12 protein-coding genes are annotated in these 16387 nt (G+C 64.8%); 6 read left to right on the top strand and 6 right to left on the bottom strand.

Features of this window, described 5'->3' with window-relative positions; genetic code table 11:
* Positions 1-1186 (bottom strand): glycosyltransferase (locus A5787_RS17580; RefSeq protein ID WP_066969245.1); only part of this gene is annotated, 1186 nt, incomplete at its 3' end.
* A 43-nt stretch (positions 1187-1229) separates the two neighbouring features.
* Complete coding sequence (locus tag A5787_RS17575) at positions 1230-2015, bottom strand: phthiotriol/phenolphthiotriol dimycocerosates methyltransferase (RefSeq protein WP_082977283.1); 786 nt, start codon at positions 2013-2015, stop codon at positions 1230-1232.
* Between the two features lie 205 nt (positions 2016-2220).
* Here A5787_RS17575 and A5787_RS17570 point away from each other — a divergent pair, with 205 nt between their 5' ends.
* Positions 2221-5928, top strand: coding sequence for an RND family transporter (locus A5787_RS17570; RefSeq protein ID WP_082977282.1), 3708 nt, complete (start codon positions 2221-2223; stop codon positions 5926-5928).
* A 3-nt stretch (positions 5929-5931) separates the two neighbouring features.
* Here the strand turns inward: A5787_RS17570 and A5787_RS17565 are convergent, their stop codons facing one another.
* Entirely contained in the window at positions 5932-7686 is a 1755-nt protein-coding gene (locus A5787_RS17565) for an AMP-binding protein (RefSeq protein ID WP_066969241.1), read from the bottom strand.
* 143 nt (positions 7687-7829) lie between these two features.
* Between A5787_RS17565 and A5787_RS17560 the strand changes: the two genes are divergently transcribed.
* Positions 7830-9149: a hypothetical protein gene (locus A5787_RS17560; protein WP_066969239.1), complete on the top strand. Its 1320-nt coding sequence runs from the start codon at positions 7830-7832 to the stop codon at positions 9147-9149.
* Here the strand turns inward: A5787_RS17560 and A5787_RS17555 are convergent.
* The gene (locus A5787_RS17555; RefSeq protein WP_066969233.1) at positions 9102-10076 is read right to left on the bottom strand and encodes a glycosyltransferase family 2 protein; all 975 of its coding nucleotides are present in this window, start codon (positions 10074-10076) and stop codon (positions 9102-9104) included. The two genes, A5787_RS17560 and A5787_RS17555, sit on opposite strands and share 48 nt — an antisense overlap.
* 25 nt (positions 10077-10101) lie before the next feature.
* Positions 10102-10866, bottom strand: coding sequence for a GAP family protein (locus A5787_RS17550; RefSeq protein ID WP_066969230.1), 765 nt, complete (start codon positions 10864-10866; stop codon positions 10102-10104).
* Between the two features lie 277 nt (positions 10867-11143).
* Here A5787_RS17550 and A5787_RS17545 point away from each other — a divergent pair, with 277 nt between their 5' ends.
* Together A5787_RS17545 and A5787_RS17540 are read left to right on the top strand one after the other, a co-directional pair.
* Entirely contained in the window at positions 11144-12109 is a 966-nt protein-coding gene (locus A5787_RS17545; RefSeq protein WP_231994030.1) for a GDP-mannose 4,6-dehydratase, read from the top strand.
* Positions 12106-13197: a glycosyltransferase family 1 protein gene (locus A5787_RS17540; protein ID WP_066969227.1), complete on the top strand. Its 1092-nt coding sequence runs from the start codon at positions 12106-12108 to the stop codon at positions 13195-13197. Before A5787_RS17545 ends, A5787_RS17540 begins: the two co-directional genes overlap by 4 nt.
* Positions 13198-13220: 23 nt before the next feature.
* Here the strand turns inward: A5787_RS17540 and A5787_RS17535 are convergent, their stop codons facing one another.
* A complete protein-coding gene (locus A5787_RS17535; RefSeq protein ID WP_197507216.1) occupies positions 13221-13979 on the bottom strand; it encodes a class I SAM-dependent methyltransferase in 759 nt (252 codons plus the stop codon).
* 380 nt (positions 13980-14359) lie between these two features.
* Here A5787_RS17535 and gmd point away from each other — a divergent pair, with 380 nt between their 5' ends.
* Both gmd and A5787_RS17525 read left to right on the top strand, forming a co-directional pair.
* A complete protein-coding gene (gene gmd, locus A5787_RS17530) occupies positions 14360-15382 on the top strand; it encodes a GDP-mannose 4,6-dehydratase (protein WP_066969225.1) in 1023 nt (340 codons plus the stop codon).
* Positions 15379-16347 (top strand): GDP-L-fucose synthase, encoded by a 969-nt coding sequence (locus A5787_RS17525; protein ID WP_066969223.1) that lies wholly within the window; start codon positions 15379-15381, stop codon positions 16345-16347. The genes gmd and A5787_RS17525 overlap by 4 nt, the downstream gene beginning before the upstream one ends.
* Positions 16348-16387: the final 40 nt, after the last annotated feature.

Below are 16387 nucleotides of genomic sequence, written 5' to 3'. Positions count from 1 at the left end.
CGGCGGGCTTGGTCATCTTCGGGGCGATCTCGCGGGCCCCGGCCACGTAGTCCGGCGCCAGGACCTTGCGGAGCTGCCGGACCAACGATTTGCGCGTGATTCTCGAAAGTTTCTTGGCGGAACCGACTTTCAGCTGCTTGACCTGAGTCGCCCAGATGAATTGGTCGGCCACGTCCCACAGAATCAGTGCCGGGACGCCGGCCCGCAACCCCGCGGCGGTGGTGCCCGAGCCGCCGTGGTGGACGACGGCGCGACAGGTGGGAAAGATCGCGGCGTGATTCACCGCCGTCACAACCTTCACATGGTCGAATTCGGGGACGCCGGTGTCGGGCGCCCGTGAGCAGATCAGTGCCCGTTCGCCCAGCTCGGCGCAGGCGTCGGCGATCATGGTGACGAGATCCTCGAGGGACCCGACGGGCATGCTGCCGAACCCGAAGTAGATCGGCGGCGTCCCGGCGGCGACCCACGACACGACCTCATCGTCGGCGTCGGTGGGCCATTCCATCGTCAGCGCGCCGACGAAGGGCCGCCGAGCGCCCCACTCCGCGGACAACCCGGGGAAACACAGCCCGTCGTAGGCCTGGATCTCCAGCGCGTTGCGCTCGGACATCCGTTGCGGCGCAGGGCAAGTGGCGTTCGGCAGGCCCAGCTCGCGGCGCTGGGCGTCCTCGGCGCCCCGGGTGAGCCGCCAGTACATCCAGTCGAGGGTCTTCATCGTCGAGCGCACCAACGGCGCGGGCAAACGCGCCGGGAACGCGATGTGACCGTTGGGCCGCATCGGGTAGAAGTGCAATGCGGCCAACGGAATGTCGTGGTACTCAGCGACGTTGGCGGCGATTTCCTGGTAGAGCTGGCCCGTCAGCAGCAGGTCGGCCCCGTCCGCGAGCGGCGCGAGCGCGGCGCCCAGCTCTTCGAAACCCGCCCGGACCGGCTCCATGGCATCGCGCGCCAGCTTGACCGGATTGGTGAACTTCCACGAGTTGTGCAGGAAATCCTCGTCGAGCTGCTGCTGGGAATCCCGCTGCCCGTAGGCCACCGCGGACAGCCCGGCCGACTCCACGAAGCCGATCAGGTTGGGCGGCACCGCAACCCGGACATCATGGCCGCGGCGCTGCAACTCGCGGCCGACGGCCGCGAGGGGCTCGATGTCGCCGCGGGTTCCGTAGCTTGCCATGGCAAACTTCATGACGGAGTTCGGCCTTCCGCTTCCCGTGCGCGCTGGAGCCGCATCAATCCTTGGCGAAGTGATAGACGCGGTAAGAGAACCCGCCGGAGCGCCGCAGCTCCCAGTCCAACACGCCCACGCCGTAACGGATCAGGGAGTTCATGAATCCGGGCAGACGGCCGCTGATCTGCTGCTGGGTGCGTCGCGTATTGGCGTCCAGGCCGCGCTTGGCCTCTTTGTCGATGTCGCGTTCCGAGATCTTCCGCAGCGGCGCGCCGGCCAGCGCCGCCTCCCATTCGGCGACGACGGGAGCGCGGCGGGAATCGGTGTAGAGGAAATGGCCGCCGGGGCGCAGCACGCGTGCGACTTCCTGCAGGAAACCGGGAAAGTTCGGGTACTGATGGGAGGCCTCGACGTTGATCACCGCGTCGAAGGATTCGTCGGGGAAGGGCAGGTTTTGGGCATCGCCCTGCACGAATTCCAGGCCCGAGAGCTGGTGCCGTTCCCGGCACTTCTCGATGCTGGCGGGGTTGAGGTCCAGCCCGGTGTAGGAGGCCGGGCCCAGGTTGCGCACGATGTACGACGCTCCCCCGCCGGCCCCGCAGCTGACCTCCAGCACCTTCTTGCCGGTGAGATCCACCTGCGCGGCGGTCACGTGGTAGAGCTGGATGCAGTACCGGTTGGGCTCGTCGGATGCCGCCAGCGTCAGGCCCATCGGCGGGTCTTCCTCGTAGCCGAAATTGAAGAAAACCACGTCGTCGCCGACCTGGCGGGTGCCAAGGGGCAGAAAGTACTTCGTGGTGAGCTTGCCGACGAGCGGGTTGGATTGCAGGCGGTAACCGATGGCCATGGGGAGAGTGTTACACGGATCCGCGGCGCCCCACGCCGGATCGGCGCCCCGACCTCGTCGCCGACGGGGACTTCGGGCGCGCTCGTGCACGGGATTCCAGGGCGCTGACCAGCGGATTCACTGTCAAGATCACGGCGGGATCACGGTCGCCGCGTAGATCTTGATTACCCGGCGCGACAGCAGGCTTGATTGTAGGGTTGGTTGGGTGTCGAGCCGGACTGGCACGGGCGAGGCAGCCAAGCCTGGGGGAATCTTCGACCGCATAGGCGACATCGTCGTGCGGTGGCCGCTGCTTGTCATCGCCAGCTGGATAGGGTTCGCGGCCGTCCTGTGGCTGGTCTTTCCGCCGCTGATGGTAGAGGCCGGCAGGCACGAGCAAAAGCCCCTGCCGGACAACGCCCCGACGGTGCTCATTAATCAGGAAATGGCCCAGGCCTTCGCCACGCCCGGCAAGACCTCTGCCGCCCCCAAGGGCCCCGCAGACCCCAAGAAAGCCGGGGACGCAGGCGGGGACGGGGGCGGCGATAATCCGCTGGGCGGCGGCGGTTCCCTCCTGATGATCCTGCTGACCGACGAGAACGGCATTTCACCCGCCGACGAGGCTGTCTACGCCAAGCTGGTGGACAAGCTGCACCAAGACAAAGCCGACAACATGACGGTGCAGGACTTCCTGACCACGCCCCAGATGCGCGAGGTCCTGGCGAGCAAGGACGGCAAGGCCTTCATCTTGCCGGTGTCTTTCCCCGGTGCCGCCACCGCGCCCACGACGATCGCGGGCTACCACCACGTCAAGGACATCGCCAAACAGGTCACCGCGGGAACTTCGCTGACCGCCTACGTCAGTGGACCCCTGGCCACCCTCGCCGACGCCACCGAGATGGCGATGGAAGACGCGCACTTCATTGAGATCGGCACCGTGGTGGCGGTGCTGCTCATTCTGTTCCTGATCTATCGGAACGTCGTCACCATGTTGCTGCCGCTGATCAACATCGGGGCATCCATCGCGGCATCACAGGGCCTCTTGTCGGGGCTGAGCACCCAGTTCGGCCTGCCGGTGATCTTGCAGAGCCTCGTTTTGATGACCGCGGTCATGGTCGGAGCGGGAACGGACTACGCCGTCTTCCTGATCAGCCGCTATCACGACTATCTGCGGCGCGGCCATGACTCCGATCAAGCGGTCAAGATGGCGATGATGTCGATCGGCAAGGTCATCACGGCATCGGCAGCCACCGTCGCGGTCGCCTTCCTGGCGATGGCCTTCACCAAGCTGCAAGTGTTCTCGGCCGTCGGCCCGTCCATTTCGATTTCGGTCGTCGTGGCACTGCTGTCCGCGGTCACCCTGTTGCCCGCCCTGATGGTGCTCGCCGGCCGACGTGGCTGGATCAAGCCCGGACGCGACCGGACCACTCGTACCTGGCGGATCATCGGAACGCGCGTCGTGCGCCGGCCCAAGATCCATTTGATCGGAAGCCTGGTCGTACTCATCGCGTTGGCCAGTTGCACGAGCGTGATGCGCTTCAACTACGACGATCTCAAGACGATGCCGGCCAACACGGACAGCTCCAAGGGATACGACGCGATGAACGCCCATTTCCCGGCGAACGCGCTCACCCCCATGGTGCTCTTCATCAAGTCACCGTCCCACGACTTGAGGACACCCACCGCCCTTGCCGACCTCGAGCAGATGGCCAGCCGGGTGAGCCAGCTGCCCGGCATCACCATGGTGCGGGGCTTGACCCGGCCCAACGGGGAACCGCTGGAGCAGACCAAGATCTCGTTCCAGGCCGGCGAGGTCGGCAATAAGCTTTCCGAGGGCTCCACCCAGATCCAGGAGCACGGGAACGATCTGGACCGGCTGGTGAACGGCTCCAACCAGCTGGCCGACGCCCTGGCTCAACTTCGCGATCAGGTCAACGGCGCCGTGACCAGCCTCGGCCCGGCCGTCGCGGCGCTGACGGCCATGGAGCAGCTGGCGGGCGGCGATCGCACCATCAACGCGCTCGACCAGGGCGCCTCCATGACCGGGCAGATGAAGAAGCTCGGCGACAACCTCAACATGTCCACGGTGAACGCCGAAAACATCGCCGCCTGGGCCGGCCCGATGCTCGTGGCCCTCAACAACAGCCCGGATTGCAATGCCGACCCGGGCTGCGTGAGTTCCCGTGCGAGCCTGGCCGCCATGGTGCAGGCCAACAACGACGGCACCCTGAACTCGATCAAGATCATGGCCCACAACCTGCAATCGGCGGGGCAAGCGCAGACCGTCGGGCAGACGCTGGACAAGGTGCAGCAAACCCTGACCCAGGCCTCCAGCGCCATGAAGACGATCAAGAACCTGCAAACCACGATGGGCCAGGCGGAACAGGGCGCCAACGCGCTCGCCGACGGCAGCCGCGCGATCGCCGGCGGCGTGAAGGAACTGGTCGATCAGACCAGAAACATCGGCAGCGGCCTCGGGGAGGCCTCGCAGTTCCTGCTGAGCATGAAGCACGACACCGACAGCAAGCCGTCGATGGCCGGCTTCAACATCCCGCCGCAGATCATGACGAGGGACGAGTTCAAGAAGGGCGCCGCGATCTTCCTCTCCCCCGACGGGCACGCGGCCCGGTACCTGATCCAAAGCGCCATCAACCCGTTCTCCACCGAGGCCATGGATCAGATCCCGAAGATCATCAAGGCCGCCCAGTCGGCGCAGCCGAACACCGAGTTGGAGGACGCCAAGGTCGCGGTGGCGGGCCTGCCCAGTGGGCTTGACGACACGCGCAACTACTACAACGACGACATCGGTTTCATCGTCTTCGCGACCATCGTCATCGTGTTCCTGATCCTGGTCGGCTTGTTGCGGGCGGTCGTTGCGCCGCTGTACCTCATCGGTTCGGTGCTGCTCTCCTATTTGTCGGCAATGGGTCTCGGCGTCCTGGTGTTCCAGATGATCCTCGGGCAAAACCTGCACTGGAGCCTGCCCGGACTGTCGTTCATCCTGCTCGTCGCGGTCGGCGCTGACTACAACATGCTGCTCATCTCGCGCATCCGCGACGAGTCTCCGCACGGCGTGCGGGTCGGTGTCATCCGCACCGTGGGTTCGACCGGCGGCGTGATCACGTCGGCCGGTCTGATCTTCGCAGCCTCCATGTTCGGGTTGATGACGGCCAGCATCTACACCATGGCCGAGGCCGGTTTCATCCTCGGGATGGGCATTTTGATCGACACCTTCCTGGTGCGCACGATCACGGTGCCGGCCACCGCCGCACTGATCGGCCAGAAGAACTGGTGGCCATCACATCTCGGCAAGAGTCCGGCCCAGGTTTACGCGGCCCACCAACGCAAGCAGCAACAGTTGGAACAGTTGACCGACCAACTGGTCCGGATGAAAGTGATCCCCCGCGACGCTTTGGCCCCGGCGCCGGCTTCCGCGGGAGGCGATGGGGCCGCCCAGCCGTTGATTCCCGACGACCTGCTGGTGCGCCTGAAACTCGTTCCGCCCAGCCACAAATCGCGGTCCAAGTCGCGTAGGCCGCGCTCGAACGGCATCGCCAAGGCGAGGTCGGGTTCCGGCAACGGCCGACGCTCGAGCACACGTCTGCCCGAACATGCGCTCCCGCTGTTCGACCTGAGCGGCCTGCCGGATCACGTGACCGACGATCTCCGTGACTCGGCGCAGGATTTCCCGTCGGCCACCAATGGCAACGACGATCCCTACCTCGGTCACTCGCTACCGCTGTTCGGGCAGGACTTCCTGTCGCCTCGGCCGATCACCGTCGGCGCCAACGGAAATGGGCATTCGAACGGCAACGGGCACAGCAACCAACCCGCCGCGGACGACGCCGACAATTCACTGCCGCTGTTCGGTGCGAGCACCCCGGCGCCCCGGGCCACCAACGGCAACGGGCGCGGCGATCACCCGCTCCTCTAGCGGCTACGCGTCCAACCGGACGAACTCATCCTGTCGGTAGAGCTCGACGCACTGGTGCCGCCTGATCTTGCCGCTGGTGGTGATCGGAATCGAGCCGGGCGACACCAGAACCAGATCCGCCACTTTCAGCCCGTGGGACTTCGAAATCGCCGAGGTGACTTCGCGTTTCACGCCGCGCAGCAGGTCGACGACCTCCTCTTCGGAGTCGCCGCGCTTCTTCATCTCGATGATCGCGACCAGCTTCTCGACGCCCTTGTCGGGAACCGCGATCGCCGCACACCGTCCCGCGGTGATCTCTTGAATCGTCGCCTCGATGTCGTCGGGAGAATGGTTGCGCCCGTAGACGATCAACAGGTCCTTGATGCGGCCGATGATGAACAGCTCGCCCTCGGAGAAGAAGCCCGAATCCCCGGTTCGCAGCCAGGGTCCTTCGGGTGTCCCCTCGGATGGGTTGACGATCGTTCCGCCGAAGACGCGCTGGGTCTCCTCGGGTTTCTGCCAATAGCCCAAGGCGATGTTGTCGCCGCGTATCCAGATTTCCCCGGCCGTCCCATCCGGACACTCACGACCCGTGTCGGGATCGACGATGCGCGTCAGGGTCGACTGCTGGCTGCCATAACTGACCAGCGGTGTGCCGCCGCCATCCAGGCACGGGATCGCCTGGCCGGCGGGCAGTTTCTCGGAGTCGAACTGGCCGATCTTTGGTGGTTCACCCACCTGCCGACTCGCTATGTACACCGTGGCTTCGGCCATGCCGTAGGAAGGCCGCAGCGCCCTGGGGTCGAAATTGAAGCGGGCGAACCGGTCCGCGAATCGCTTGAGGGTCGCGGGCTGCACGCGCTCGCTGCCGTTGAGGATCGAGTGCACACCGCCGAGATCGAGCCCGGCCAGGTCGTCGTCCGACGTCTTGCGCACCGCGAGCTCGTAGGCGAAGTTCGGCCCCGCCGAGATCGTGCAACCGTGGTGCGCCAGCATGTGCATCCAGCGGGCCGGTCGCTGCAAGAACCCCACCGGGCTGGAGAGCAGCGTCGGCACTCCCGCCAGGATCGGCATGATGATCCCCAAGAGGAGTCCCATGTCATGGTAGAGCGGCAGCCAGGACACCACCGTCAGGTCGGGAGGCGCCACCCCGCCCTCGGGCGCGAAGAAGTCGCCCATGATCTGCTCGAAATTGGCGAAGACGTTCTTGCTGGAGACCATGACACCCGCGGGTGTGCGGGTGGACCCGGATGTGTACTGCAAGTAGATGAACTCCGGCCCGTCATTGGTGCCGGCGCGGGGTCTGGGGCCGGCGGGCCGCTGCCGCGTCTCGAGATCCAGCAAATCGACGTCGACGATCGAGGGCGCGGATTGCCCCTCCTGCGACTGCACCGACGCACCCACCAGTTCCGAGACCGCGGACGTCGTGAGGACGACCTTGGGCGACGTGTCGGCCAGCACCGAGATGGTGCGCTCGTCGTGGGCCCCGCCGTAGGGAACCGAAAGCGGAACCGCGACAAGTCCGGCCTGCAGGGCACCGAGAAAGCCCAGGACGTAGTCCAAGCCCTGCGGGGCCAGGATGAGCGCCCGATCACCGGTCGACCCATGGGTTTTGAGCTGCTCGCCAAGGTTGACCACGCGCCGGTACAACTGTGACCACGTCAGGGTCTGTGCGACGCCGTCCCAATCCTGCTCGTAGTCAAGGTATGTGAACGCCGCGTCGTTGGGCTGCAGGCTCGCGCGCTCGCGCAGTACGGCGGGGATCGAAGACTGAACCACGGGCAACACACTACCTTCGTCGAGAGCGTTTCTGGCCAGGAACGGCCAGGTTACAACCGTAACAACCCGCCCGCCCGGCCGCAGGGACCCGCCCCGCTGGCAAATAAACTAGCGTGATCGCGGTGGACAATCGACTCGCACACATGGACCAAGCGTCCTTTCTCGGTCTGCGGGCGCTTGGCTACGGGGCGCTCGTGCAGTTCGTCTGGATATACGACCGCCCGGTAAACCTCGACGGTTTGCGCCGGTTCCACCGCAATCTCGGCTTCGGGCTGTTGGGACGGCTGGTCGAACCGTCCCCGCTGCCCTTCGCGCGTGATCGCTGGGTGGTCTCCCGCGGACCGGACGACATCGAGATCGCCCAAAGGCAGCGGCCCCGTGCTGATCTGAACGCCTGGCTTCATGAGCGGGCCTGCCTGCCGCTGGATCCCGAATACGGCCCCGCCTGGCACATCGGGGTGCTCCCCCTGGACGACGGCGGGAACGCGGTATGTCTGACGACGTCGCACACCCTCGTCGATGGGCTCGGGATCCTGCAGGCGCTCGCGGATGCGGCCGGCGGGAGGACCCGCTACCTGGGTTACCCCTATCCCCGTTCGCGCGCCCGCCGGCGGGCGATAGCGCAGGACGCGCGCCAAACCATCGCGTCGGCACCGGAACTGGCGCGGGCGGTGCGGGCGACGGTGCGAATTGCGCGGCACCGGCGCAAGGACGTCTTCGCCTCGATGCGCTCGGCACCACCGGCGCCGCGGCGGGCCGGCGACAGCCGGCCCCCCGTCCTGGTGCCCTCGCTGATCGCCTTCCTTGACGTGGCGGAATGGGATGCGTGCGCGAAAAGCATTGGCGGAAACAGCTTCACGCTGCTGGCTGGATTCGCGGGCAGGCTGGGCGTGCGAATGGGACGCGTTTGCGACGACGGAACCGTCACCCTGTCGTTTCCGATCAGCGACCGCACCGAAGACGACACGCGCGGCAACGCGGTGGTGTTCCCCACCGTTTCCCTCGACCCGACGCGGCTGTCCACGGACCTGGGAGAAGCTCGTCTCAAATTCAAGCAGGCGTTCGCCGACCTGGCCGGGATCACCGAGGAGCTCTTGGGGCCGCTGCCACTGACCTCGTTGACCCCGAAGTGGGTGGCGCGCAGGGCCGCGGGCATGGGGCTCGGTGCGGCCGCCCTTCCCATCGGTTGCTCCAACATCGGAGACATGCCCCCCGAGGTGATGAGCCCGGATGGCACCGACGCCGATTACGCGTCCGGAAGGTTGATCGAACCCGGCATCAACAGGCGCGCCCTCGAGCGCGTCGGTGGCCAGCTGTTCCTGGCTTCCGGGCGGGGTGCGGGGAAGATCTTCGTTGCGGTCAACGGCTACCTTCCGGGCCGGACGAACTCGCAAGACGCGCTGCGCGAGGACGTCTCACGCACGTTCGGCGAGTTCGGGCTGACCGCCGAGATCTTCGGCTAGCCTCCGGGCGCGCGAAAACTCCTGAAAGGGCGCCCGCGCCAACGTCTTCAGATGCAACCGCCGCTGCGGCCCGAAGCTTGCGATCTCCACGACCAGCGCCAGCCACGCGGGAAACCACCAGAGCCGTGCGAGAATCCGGACCGACCGCGGTGAGAACGGGTCAACGGCCAGCCAGCTGAGGATGCGGAGCTGGTCGAGCACGTAGCCTCGGGACGCCATCAGATGCGTCGTTTCGGTGCCCTTCATGTGGCTGCGCACCGACAGTTCCCGGGGCACGAAGCAGACCGTCGATCGCAGCATCAGGCGCAGCCAGAAGTCCACATCGACGAGCTGGTAGATGTCGTTGCGTAGGCCTCCCGCCTGCAGCGCCAGCCGGCGCCGAAACATCACGCAGGTCGGCTCGCCCACCCAGTTTTCCTTCGCGCCGCGCAACGCGACCTGGCGCACCAACGAGGGTCCGTCGTTGCGTTCGCGCAGGTTGCGGAAGCGCGCGTGCATTTTGCCGTAGCGGCGCTGCCAGCGCTCGTCGTCACCCACCACCTGCCGGGGCGCGAACGCCAGCCCGACGGCCGGGTCCTCGAAGTACGGGGTGAGCGTCGCCAGGGCGCCGGGAAGCAACCAGTCATCGCCGTGCACGAACTGGACGCACGTGCCGCGCGCCAGCTCCAGGCATTTGTTGTGGTTCCCGTTGAGGCCGAGGCGGGGTTGATTCTTCACCAGCCGGTCCCCGGGGCGCAGCATCGAGGAGGCGATTGCGGCGCCGCCGTCGGTCGAATCGTCGTCGACGACCACGATCTCGAAGTTGACGCCGTCCTGCTCGAGGATGCTGCGCAGGCAACGCTCGATCGTGCCGGCGTTGTTGTACAGCGGCACGCACACCGAGACCAGCGGGGTGGCAGGCGGGCCGTCAGCCTGGTCCGGATTCACCGATAGCGCGCCCTCGGCAGCACTCTCAGAGAGCGGCAAGACCCTGCGTCAGAAAGACGACGCCCGTGAAGCCGAGAATGACCTGGGCGATCTGCTGACGGTAAGTCCGCAACCACTGCTGGATCCGCAGCATCACCGTCTCGGTTTTCTGCGGCACCATCAAGTAGCTGACCAGGGGAATCTCGATGACGGCAAGCACCATCAGGGTGAAAATGATGAATGCGCTGAACTGGGTGCTGATGGCCGCCCCCGAAGCCATGATGAAGGCCAGCACCACGACCCCTTCGTACGGCGGAAACGACGTGATCAAGCCGACCGCGAACGCCGGCCAGATGGAATCGCCGTCCAACATCGCTTGAGTGCGGGCCCCCAACCGGGCGAAACGGCTTTGTGGGCGCTGCTCCTCGACCAGAACGGCCGTGTTGCCGCCGCCGGCGGTTGCCTGCGCCGCAACCGCCTGCGTCGCCGCCTTTGCGCGGACCATTGTGACCGCCAGGACCAGCAGTGAGAACACGCCGACGGTGACCATCAGACGCGGGCCCTCAAAGATGAAGGTTCCGGCCCTGAGCTCCCCGACCGCGGCGACGAGGTTCCGGATAGCCACCAGCGCGACATCCCGCATAAACACCAGTACTGCTATTGCAATACTCATCCCCGCGACGATGCCGCCCAGCCAGAACGCCAGCAGGTTCAGCATGGGTTTCCGTCGCGCCAGCATCACCACGGCGAGCCCCAGCCGCACGGGATCGATCGCCATCCCCAACCCAGCTACCACCACTATCGCCCACATCAGTGAGGACGCTACCGCGCTGCGGCGTATCTCGCGGCGTTACTGGCGAATTCATTCGTTTGGCGACTGACCAGCGCGCGAACGCCGGCTTCACGAGAACGACCTGGGACTTCAGGTCATCCGGCAGGAATACGCGCCGTGTTGTGACGCCTCACTCACCCTCATCCGCCGGTTCAGGTGATTGCTCGGCGGATGGTTCAATAGGGACCAATGGCGGCTGGCATCGTGCGCATACGCCATGCTCACGGCATTTGCGCCAGGAAATGAGGAGGGCGGCGTGAGAGCGCTGATCTGCGGCATCTCAGGCCAAGACGGTGCATACCTGGCGCGCCTGCTGCTTGACAAGGGCTATGAGGTCTGGGGCACCTCGCGCGATGCACAGATCGGTGGATTCGCGAATCTCGTGTGGCTCGGCGTCCGGGACCACGTGCGCCTGGAGTCCATGGCCGGTAACGACTTTCGCAGCGTCCTGAACGTGCTGCGCAGAACCGATCCCCAAGAGATCTACAACATGGCCGGGCAAAGCTCGGTCGGCCTGTCCTTCGAGCAACCGGTGGAAACGCTCGAAAGCATTGCCGCCGGAACGCTGAATCTGCTTGAGGCGATACGTTTTCTCGACAAACCCATCCGCTTCTATAACGCCGGGTCCAGTGAGTGTTTCGGAGACACCGGCGGGTGCGCAGCGAACGAAGAGGCTCCTTTTCGCCCCCGCAGCCCCTACGCCGTGGCGAAGTCGACGGCACATTGGCTCGTTGCCAATTACCGCGACGCGTATGGGCTGCACGCGAGCACCGGAGTGCTTTTCAACCACGAATCCCCTTTGCGCCCGGAACGTTTCGTGACGAAGAAGATCGTCGCGGCGGCGGTCCGCATCGCCAGGGGTGAGCGCTCGCGCCTTACGCTGGGCAACGTTCACATCAAACGAGATTGGGGCTGGGCTCCCGAATATGTGGACGCGATGTGGCGCATGCTGCAGCAACCCAACGGCTCGGACTTCGTGATCGCCACAGGCGAAAGCCATACCCTCGAAGAGTTTGCCGAAACGGCGTTCGCCCAGGTCGGGCTCGACTGGCGTGAGCATACCGACCTTTCGGAAGCGCTGAAGCGCCCCACGGATCTCGCCGAAGGTCTTGGCGATGCATCCAGGGCAGAAGAGGTCCTCGGCTGGTCGGCGACGTACCGGATGCCCGATGTCGTCAAGGCAATGGTGGAGGCCGAGTGGACTTCAAGTGAGCGCCGGTGAAGGTCGCGTTCGACTACCAGATCTTCTCGTCGCAGCGATATGGCGGCATCTCGCGCTACTTCTTCGAGCTGGCTCGCCGCCTGACTGCGCAGGGCGTGTCGGAGGTATCTATCGTGGCCCCGCTACACGTGAACAACTATCTGACGGCCGATTCCGCGCGCCGCTTCACGCGAGGCAGACATGTGCCCTACACGTTCGGAGACATTCCGCGTGTCGCCGGGGTTGTCAACCGGTTCGTCGCGCCGATGGCATTGCGGAGAGTGAATCCGGACATCGTGCACGAAACTTACTACGCCCTCAAGCCTGTCGGCAGGGCGCGGCGCCGCATCGTGACCGTCTACGACATGATCCACGAGCTGTTCCCCGACGAGTTCCCCGACGCCGTACAAGCGACTGCCGCGAAGCGGGCTGCCGTCAATCGCGCCGACCACGTGATCTGCATTTCCGAAAACACGCGCCGGGATCTGGTACGTCTGTTCGGCGTCGATCCAGCACGCACGAGCGTTGTGCACCTCGGTTATTCGGTGGAGGTTGAGGCGCCCGGTGAGCAAGAGCCTGCGAACCGGCCGACGCTTCTCTACGTGGGGAATCGGTACGGCTACAAGAACTTCACGACTCTGCTTCAGGCCTTCGCCAGCTCTCCAATATTGCGCCGATTCGACCTAGTAGCTTTCGGTGGACAGCCAGTACTGCCTGACGAGCGCGACGTGATTGAACGACTTGGTATTACCGAGAGGGTGCGGTTCGCGTCCGGGCCCGATCGTGAGCTTGCCAGGTGCTACCGATCCGCCACTGCGTTCATTTATCCGTCCAAATACGAGGGATTTGGGATACCTCCACTCGAAGCCATGAGCTATGGATGTCCGGTCGTATGCAGCGATGCGGGCCCCATCCCGGAAATCGTGGGCGATGCGGGTGCCTATTTCGATCCGAACAGCGACGAGGACCTGCGGACAACGCTGGAGCGCGTCGTGACAAGTGAGGAATTGCAGGCGGATCTGCGGGTACGCGGCCACGCTCGGTTGGCCGCGTTCTCGTGGGATGACTGCGCGGCGGCGACCGCCCAGATCTATCGCGACGTGATGTAAGGGGCGTGGCGGCGACCGACCTCTTAGCCCTTAACAGCGGCTATCAGTCGCTGGTGGTCGCCCCAGACTCGGGACGTCAGCGCGCGCCGAGGCACCCAGTGGAGAAGACCTGTAACACGCGGTGACATGAGGAAACGCAGGGCCATCGGGTTGATTTTCGCTCGTGTCCAGATGTGGAACGTGCCCGAGCTGTACAGGTGCATGCCGAACCGCTTTCCGATCAGCTCCAGCGTTCGCTTTTGATAGAAGCTGATGTGCTGCCCCGTGGCGAAGGTGTAATACCACCACTCATCAGGAGCGGGAGGCTCTCCGGCAAACAGCTCTGTCGAAAAAATGATCGTATCGGTGCCCGTGGTCACCAAGATCTCGTCGACGAAGGCCACCGGGTCCGGTAGATGCTCCATCACTTCGAAGGCTGTGACTGCGGTGTAGGGCAGGTCTGCGCCCTCGCCCATTTCGAAGCCCCTCGCGACCAGGTTAGGGCTATATTTGTCCGCCCAGTAGTAGTCGAAGCCGATGTCCCGCATGAGACGGGTGAAGATGCCGTAGCCCCCTGCGGCATCGAGGAACCGACCGCGGTAGTCGAACAGGAAAAATAAGACCAGCGAAGTCACCCGCACAAGGTCGAGGTTGCGGACGAGAATTCCCGTGTCGGCCGACGCCACGGGGCTGTCATAGGCTTCGTCCAACCAGTAGGGCTCTTCCGTCTGCAATCCGCCACAATTAGCGCAGAAGTAGTAGTGACAGTCGTGCTTGCCGAGCACCTTGTGGTCGAACACCACCCTGGCCGGGGAACCGCAAATTCGGCATTGCACGGACACATCCTCCCTTCCCAGAAATCTCCCACAGATCGGCAAATACTGGCAGTCACAGCCCGACGGCGCGGCCAGCGACCGGGCCACATCTGGCGGTCGACCGTATCCACAATGTAACCAAACGGGCTGTCGTTTGCCGCAGGTTTGCTCCAGGCAGCTCGCCGGCGAGCCACCGTGAGCCGGTCGACGCGTCGACGAACACGCACGGCAGTAGGACCAACTCGCATCGCGTTCGGCCTCTACTATGAGGCGACGGCAATGCCTGGCCGGAACAGCGGAGTAGGGTCGTAGGCCCCACGATCCAAGAGATTCGGGGAGAGGTCTGGATCGACAGAGGTGAGAAATTGGTGAAGCGTGCGCTCATAACTGGAATCACGGGACAGGACGGCTCCTACCTCGCCGAACTGTTGCTCAGTAAGGGCTATGAGGTCCACGGGCTCATCCGTCGAGCCTCGACGTTCAACACGTCGCGGATCGATCACCTCTATGTCGATCCGCACGACCCCGATGCGCGCTTGTTCTTGCACTACGGGGACCTCATCGATGGGACACGCTTGGTCACTTTACTGAGCACCATCGAACCCGACGAGGTGTACAACCTCGCGGCACAGTCGCACGTGCGCGTCAGTTTTGACGAACCCGTCCATACCGGCGATACCACCGGTATGGGATCAATGCGGCTGCTAGAGGCCGTTCGGCTTTCCAAGGTGCACTGCCGCTTCTATCAGGCGTCCTCGTCGGAGATGTTCGGGGCATCGCCGCCACCCCAGAACGAGCTGACGCCGTTCTATCCCCGTTCGCCGTACGGCGCGGCAAAGGTCTACTCGTACTGGGCAACCCGCAATTACCGCGAAGCCTACGGACTGTTCGCGGTCAACGGCATCTTGTTCAACCACGAATCCCCCAGGCGCGGCGAGACATTCGTGACCCGAAAGATCACCCGGGCGGTAGCCCGCATCAAGGCTGGAGTTCAGTCTGAGCTGTTCATGGGCAATTTGGACGCGGTCCGCGACTGGGGATACGCGCCGGAGTATGTCGAAGGCATGTGGCGGATGCTCCAGGCGCCTGAGCCGGCGGATTTCGTGCTGGCAACCGGGCGCGGCTACACCGTGCGCGAGTTCGCCCAAACCGCGTTTGAGCACGCAGGACTGGAGTGGCAGAAGCACATTAAGTTCGACGAGCGCTATCTGCGACCCACCGAGGTGGACGCGCTGATCGGCGATGCGTCGAAGGCCGCCGAAATGCTCGGTTGGACGGCGTCCGTTCACACCGGCGACCTGGCGAGGCTGATGGTCGATGCGGATATCGCCGCACTGGAGTGCGAGGGCAAGCCATGGATCGACAAGCCGACGCTCGTCGGTCGAGCATGAGCCCCGACGCATCAATCGGCGAACTCGACCGCACGGCCCCGGTGTACGTTGCCGGACACCGCGGACTGGTCGGGTCCGCCCTCCTGCGTCATTTTCAGGCAGCGGGATTCACCAATCTCCTGGTGCGATCACGCGGCGAACTCGACCTGACGGATCGAGCCGCGACCTTTGACTTCATTCTCGACTCACGGCCTCAGGTGGTGATCGACGCCGCGGCCAGGGTTGGCGGCATCATGGCGAACAGCACCTATCCCGCCGACTTTCTGTCGGAGAACCTCCAGATCCAGGTCAACCTGCTTGACGCCGCCGTTGCCGCGCGCGTGCCGCGGCTGCTCTTCCTCGGGTCCTCTTGCATATACCCGAAATACAGCCCACAGCCCATCACCGAGGGCGCGCTGCTCACCGGGCCGCTGGAGCCGACGAACGACGCCTACGCGATCGCCAAGATCGCCGGCATCCTTCAGGTGCAGGCGGTCAGGCGTCAATACGGCCTGCCGTGGATCTCCGCGATGCCCACCAACCTGTACGGACCCAGCGACAATTTCTCCCCATCCGGGTCGCATCTGCTGCCGGCGCTCATCCGCAGGTATGAAGAGGCCAAAGCCAGCGGCGCGCCGCAAGTGACGAACTGGGGCACCGGAACCCCCCGCCGTGAATTGCTGCACGTCGACGACATGGCGAGCGCATGTCTATACCTGCTGGAACATTTCGACGGTCCGACTCAGGTCAACGTGGGTACCGGCATCGACCACACCATCAGTGAGATCGCCGACATGGTCGCCGCTGCAGTGGGCTACACCGGCGAGACCCGGTGGGACCCAAGCAAACCGGACGGAACGCCACGCAAACTGCTGGACGTTTCCGTCCTAAGCGGCACGGGATGGCAGCCCGCCATCGCACTGCGCGACGGCATCGAGGCAACGGTCGCGTGGTATCGCGAGAATGCCGCCACGGTAAGGAAATGACGTTGTCACACCTTGCCGGTAACAACGAGCGGTACCACAG

This window comes from Mycobacterium sp. 852002-50816_SCH5313054-b (genome assembly GCF_001667185.1).
Lineage (GTDB): Bacteria > Actinomycetota > Actinomycetes > Mycobacteriales > Mycobacteriaceae > Mycobacterium.
The sequence above is the reverse complement of the archived record's forward strand: the minus strand, read 5'-3'. Positions and strand labels throughout refer to the sequence as shown.

Excerpts from the sequence above, each read along its gene's own strand:
- A5787_RS17575 (WP_082977283.1), bottom strand. The coding sequence starts at position 2,015 with ATGGCCATCGGTTACCGCCTGCAATCCAACCCGCTCGTCGGCAAGCTC.
- A5787_RS17525 (WP_066969223.1), top strand. The coding sequence starts at position 15,379 with ATGAGCCCCGACGCATCAATCGGCGAACTCGACCGCACGGCCCCGGTG.
- A5787_RS17550 (WP_066969230.1), bottom strand. The coding sequence starts at position 10,866 with ATGTGGGCGATAGTGGTGGTAGCTGGGTTGGGGATGGCGATCGATCCC.
- A5787_RS17560 (WP_066969239.1), top strand. The coding sequence starts at position 7,830 with ATGGACCAAGCGTCCTTTCTCGGTCTGCGGGCGCTTGGCTACGGGGCG.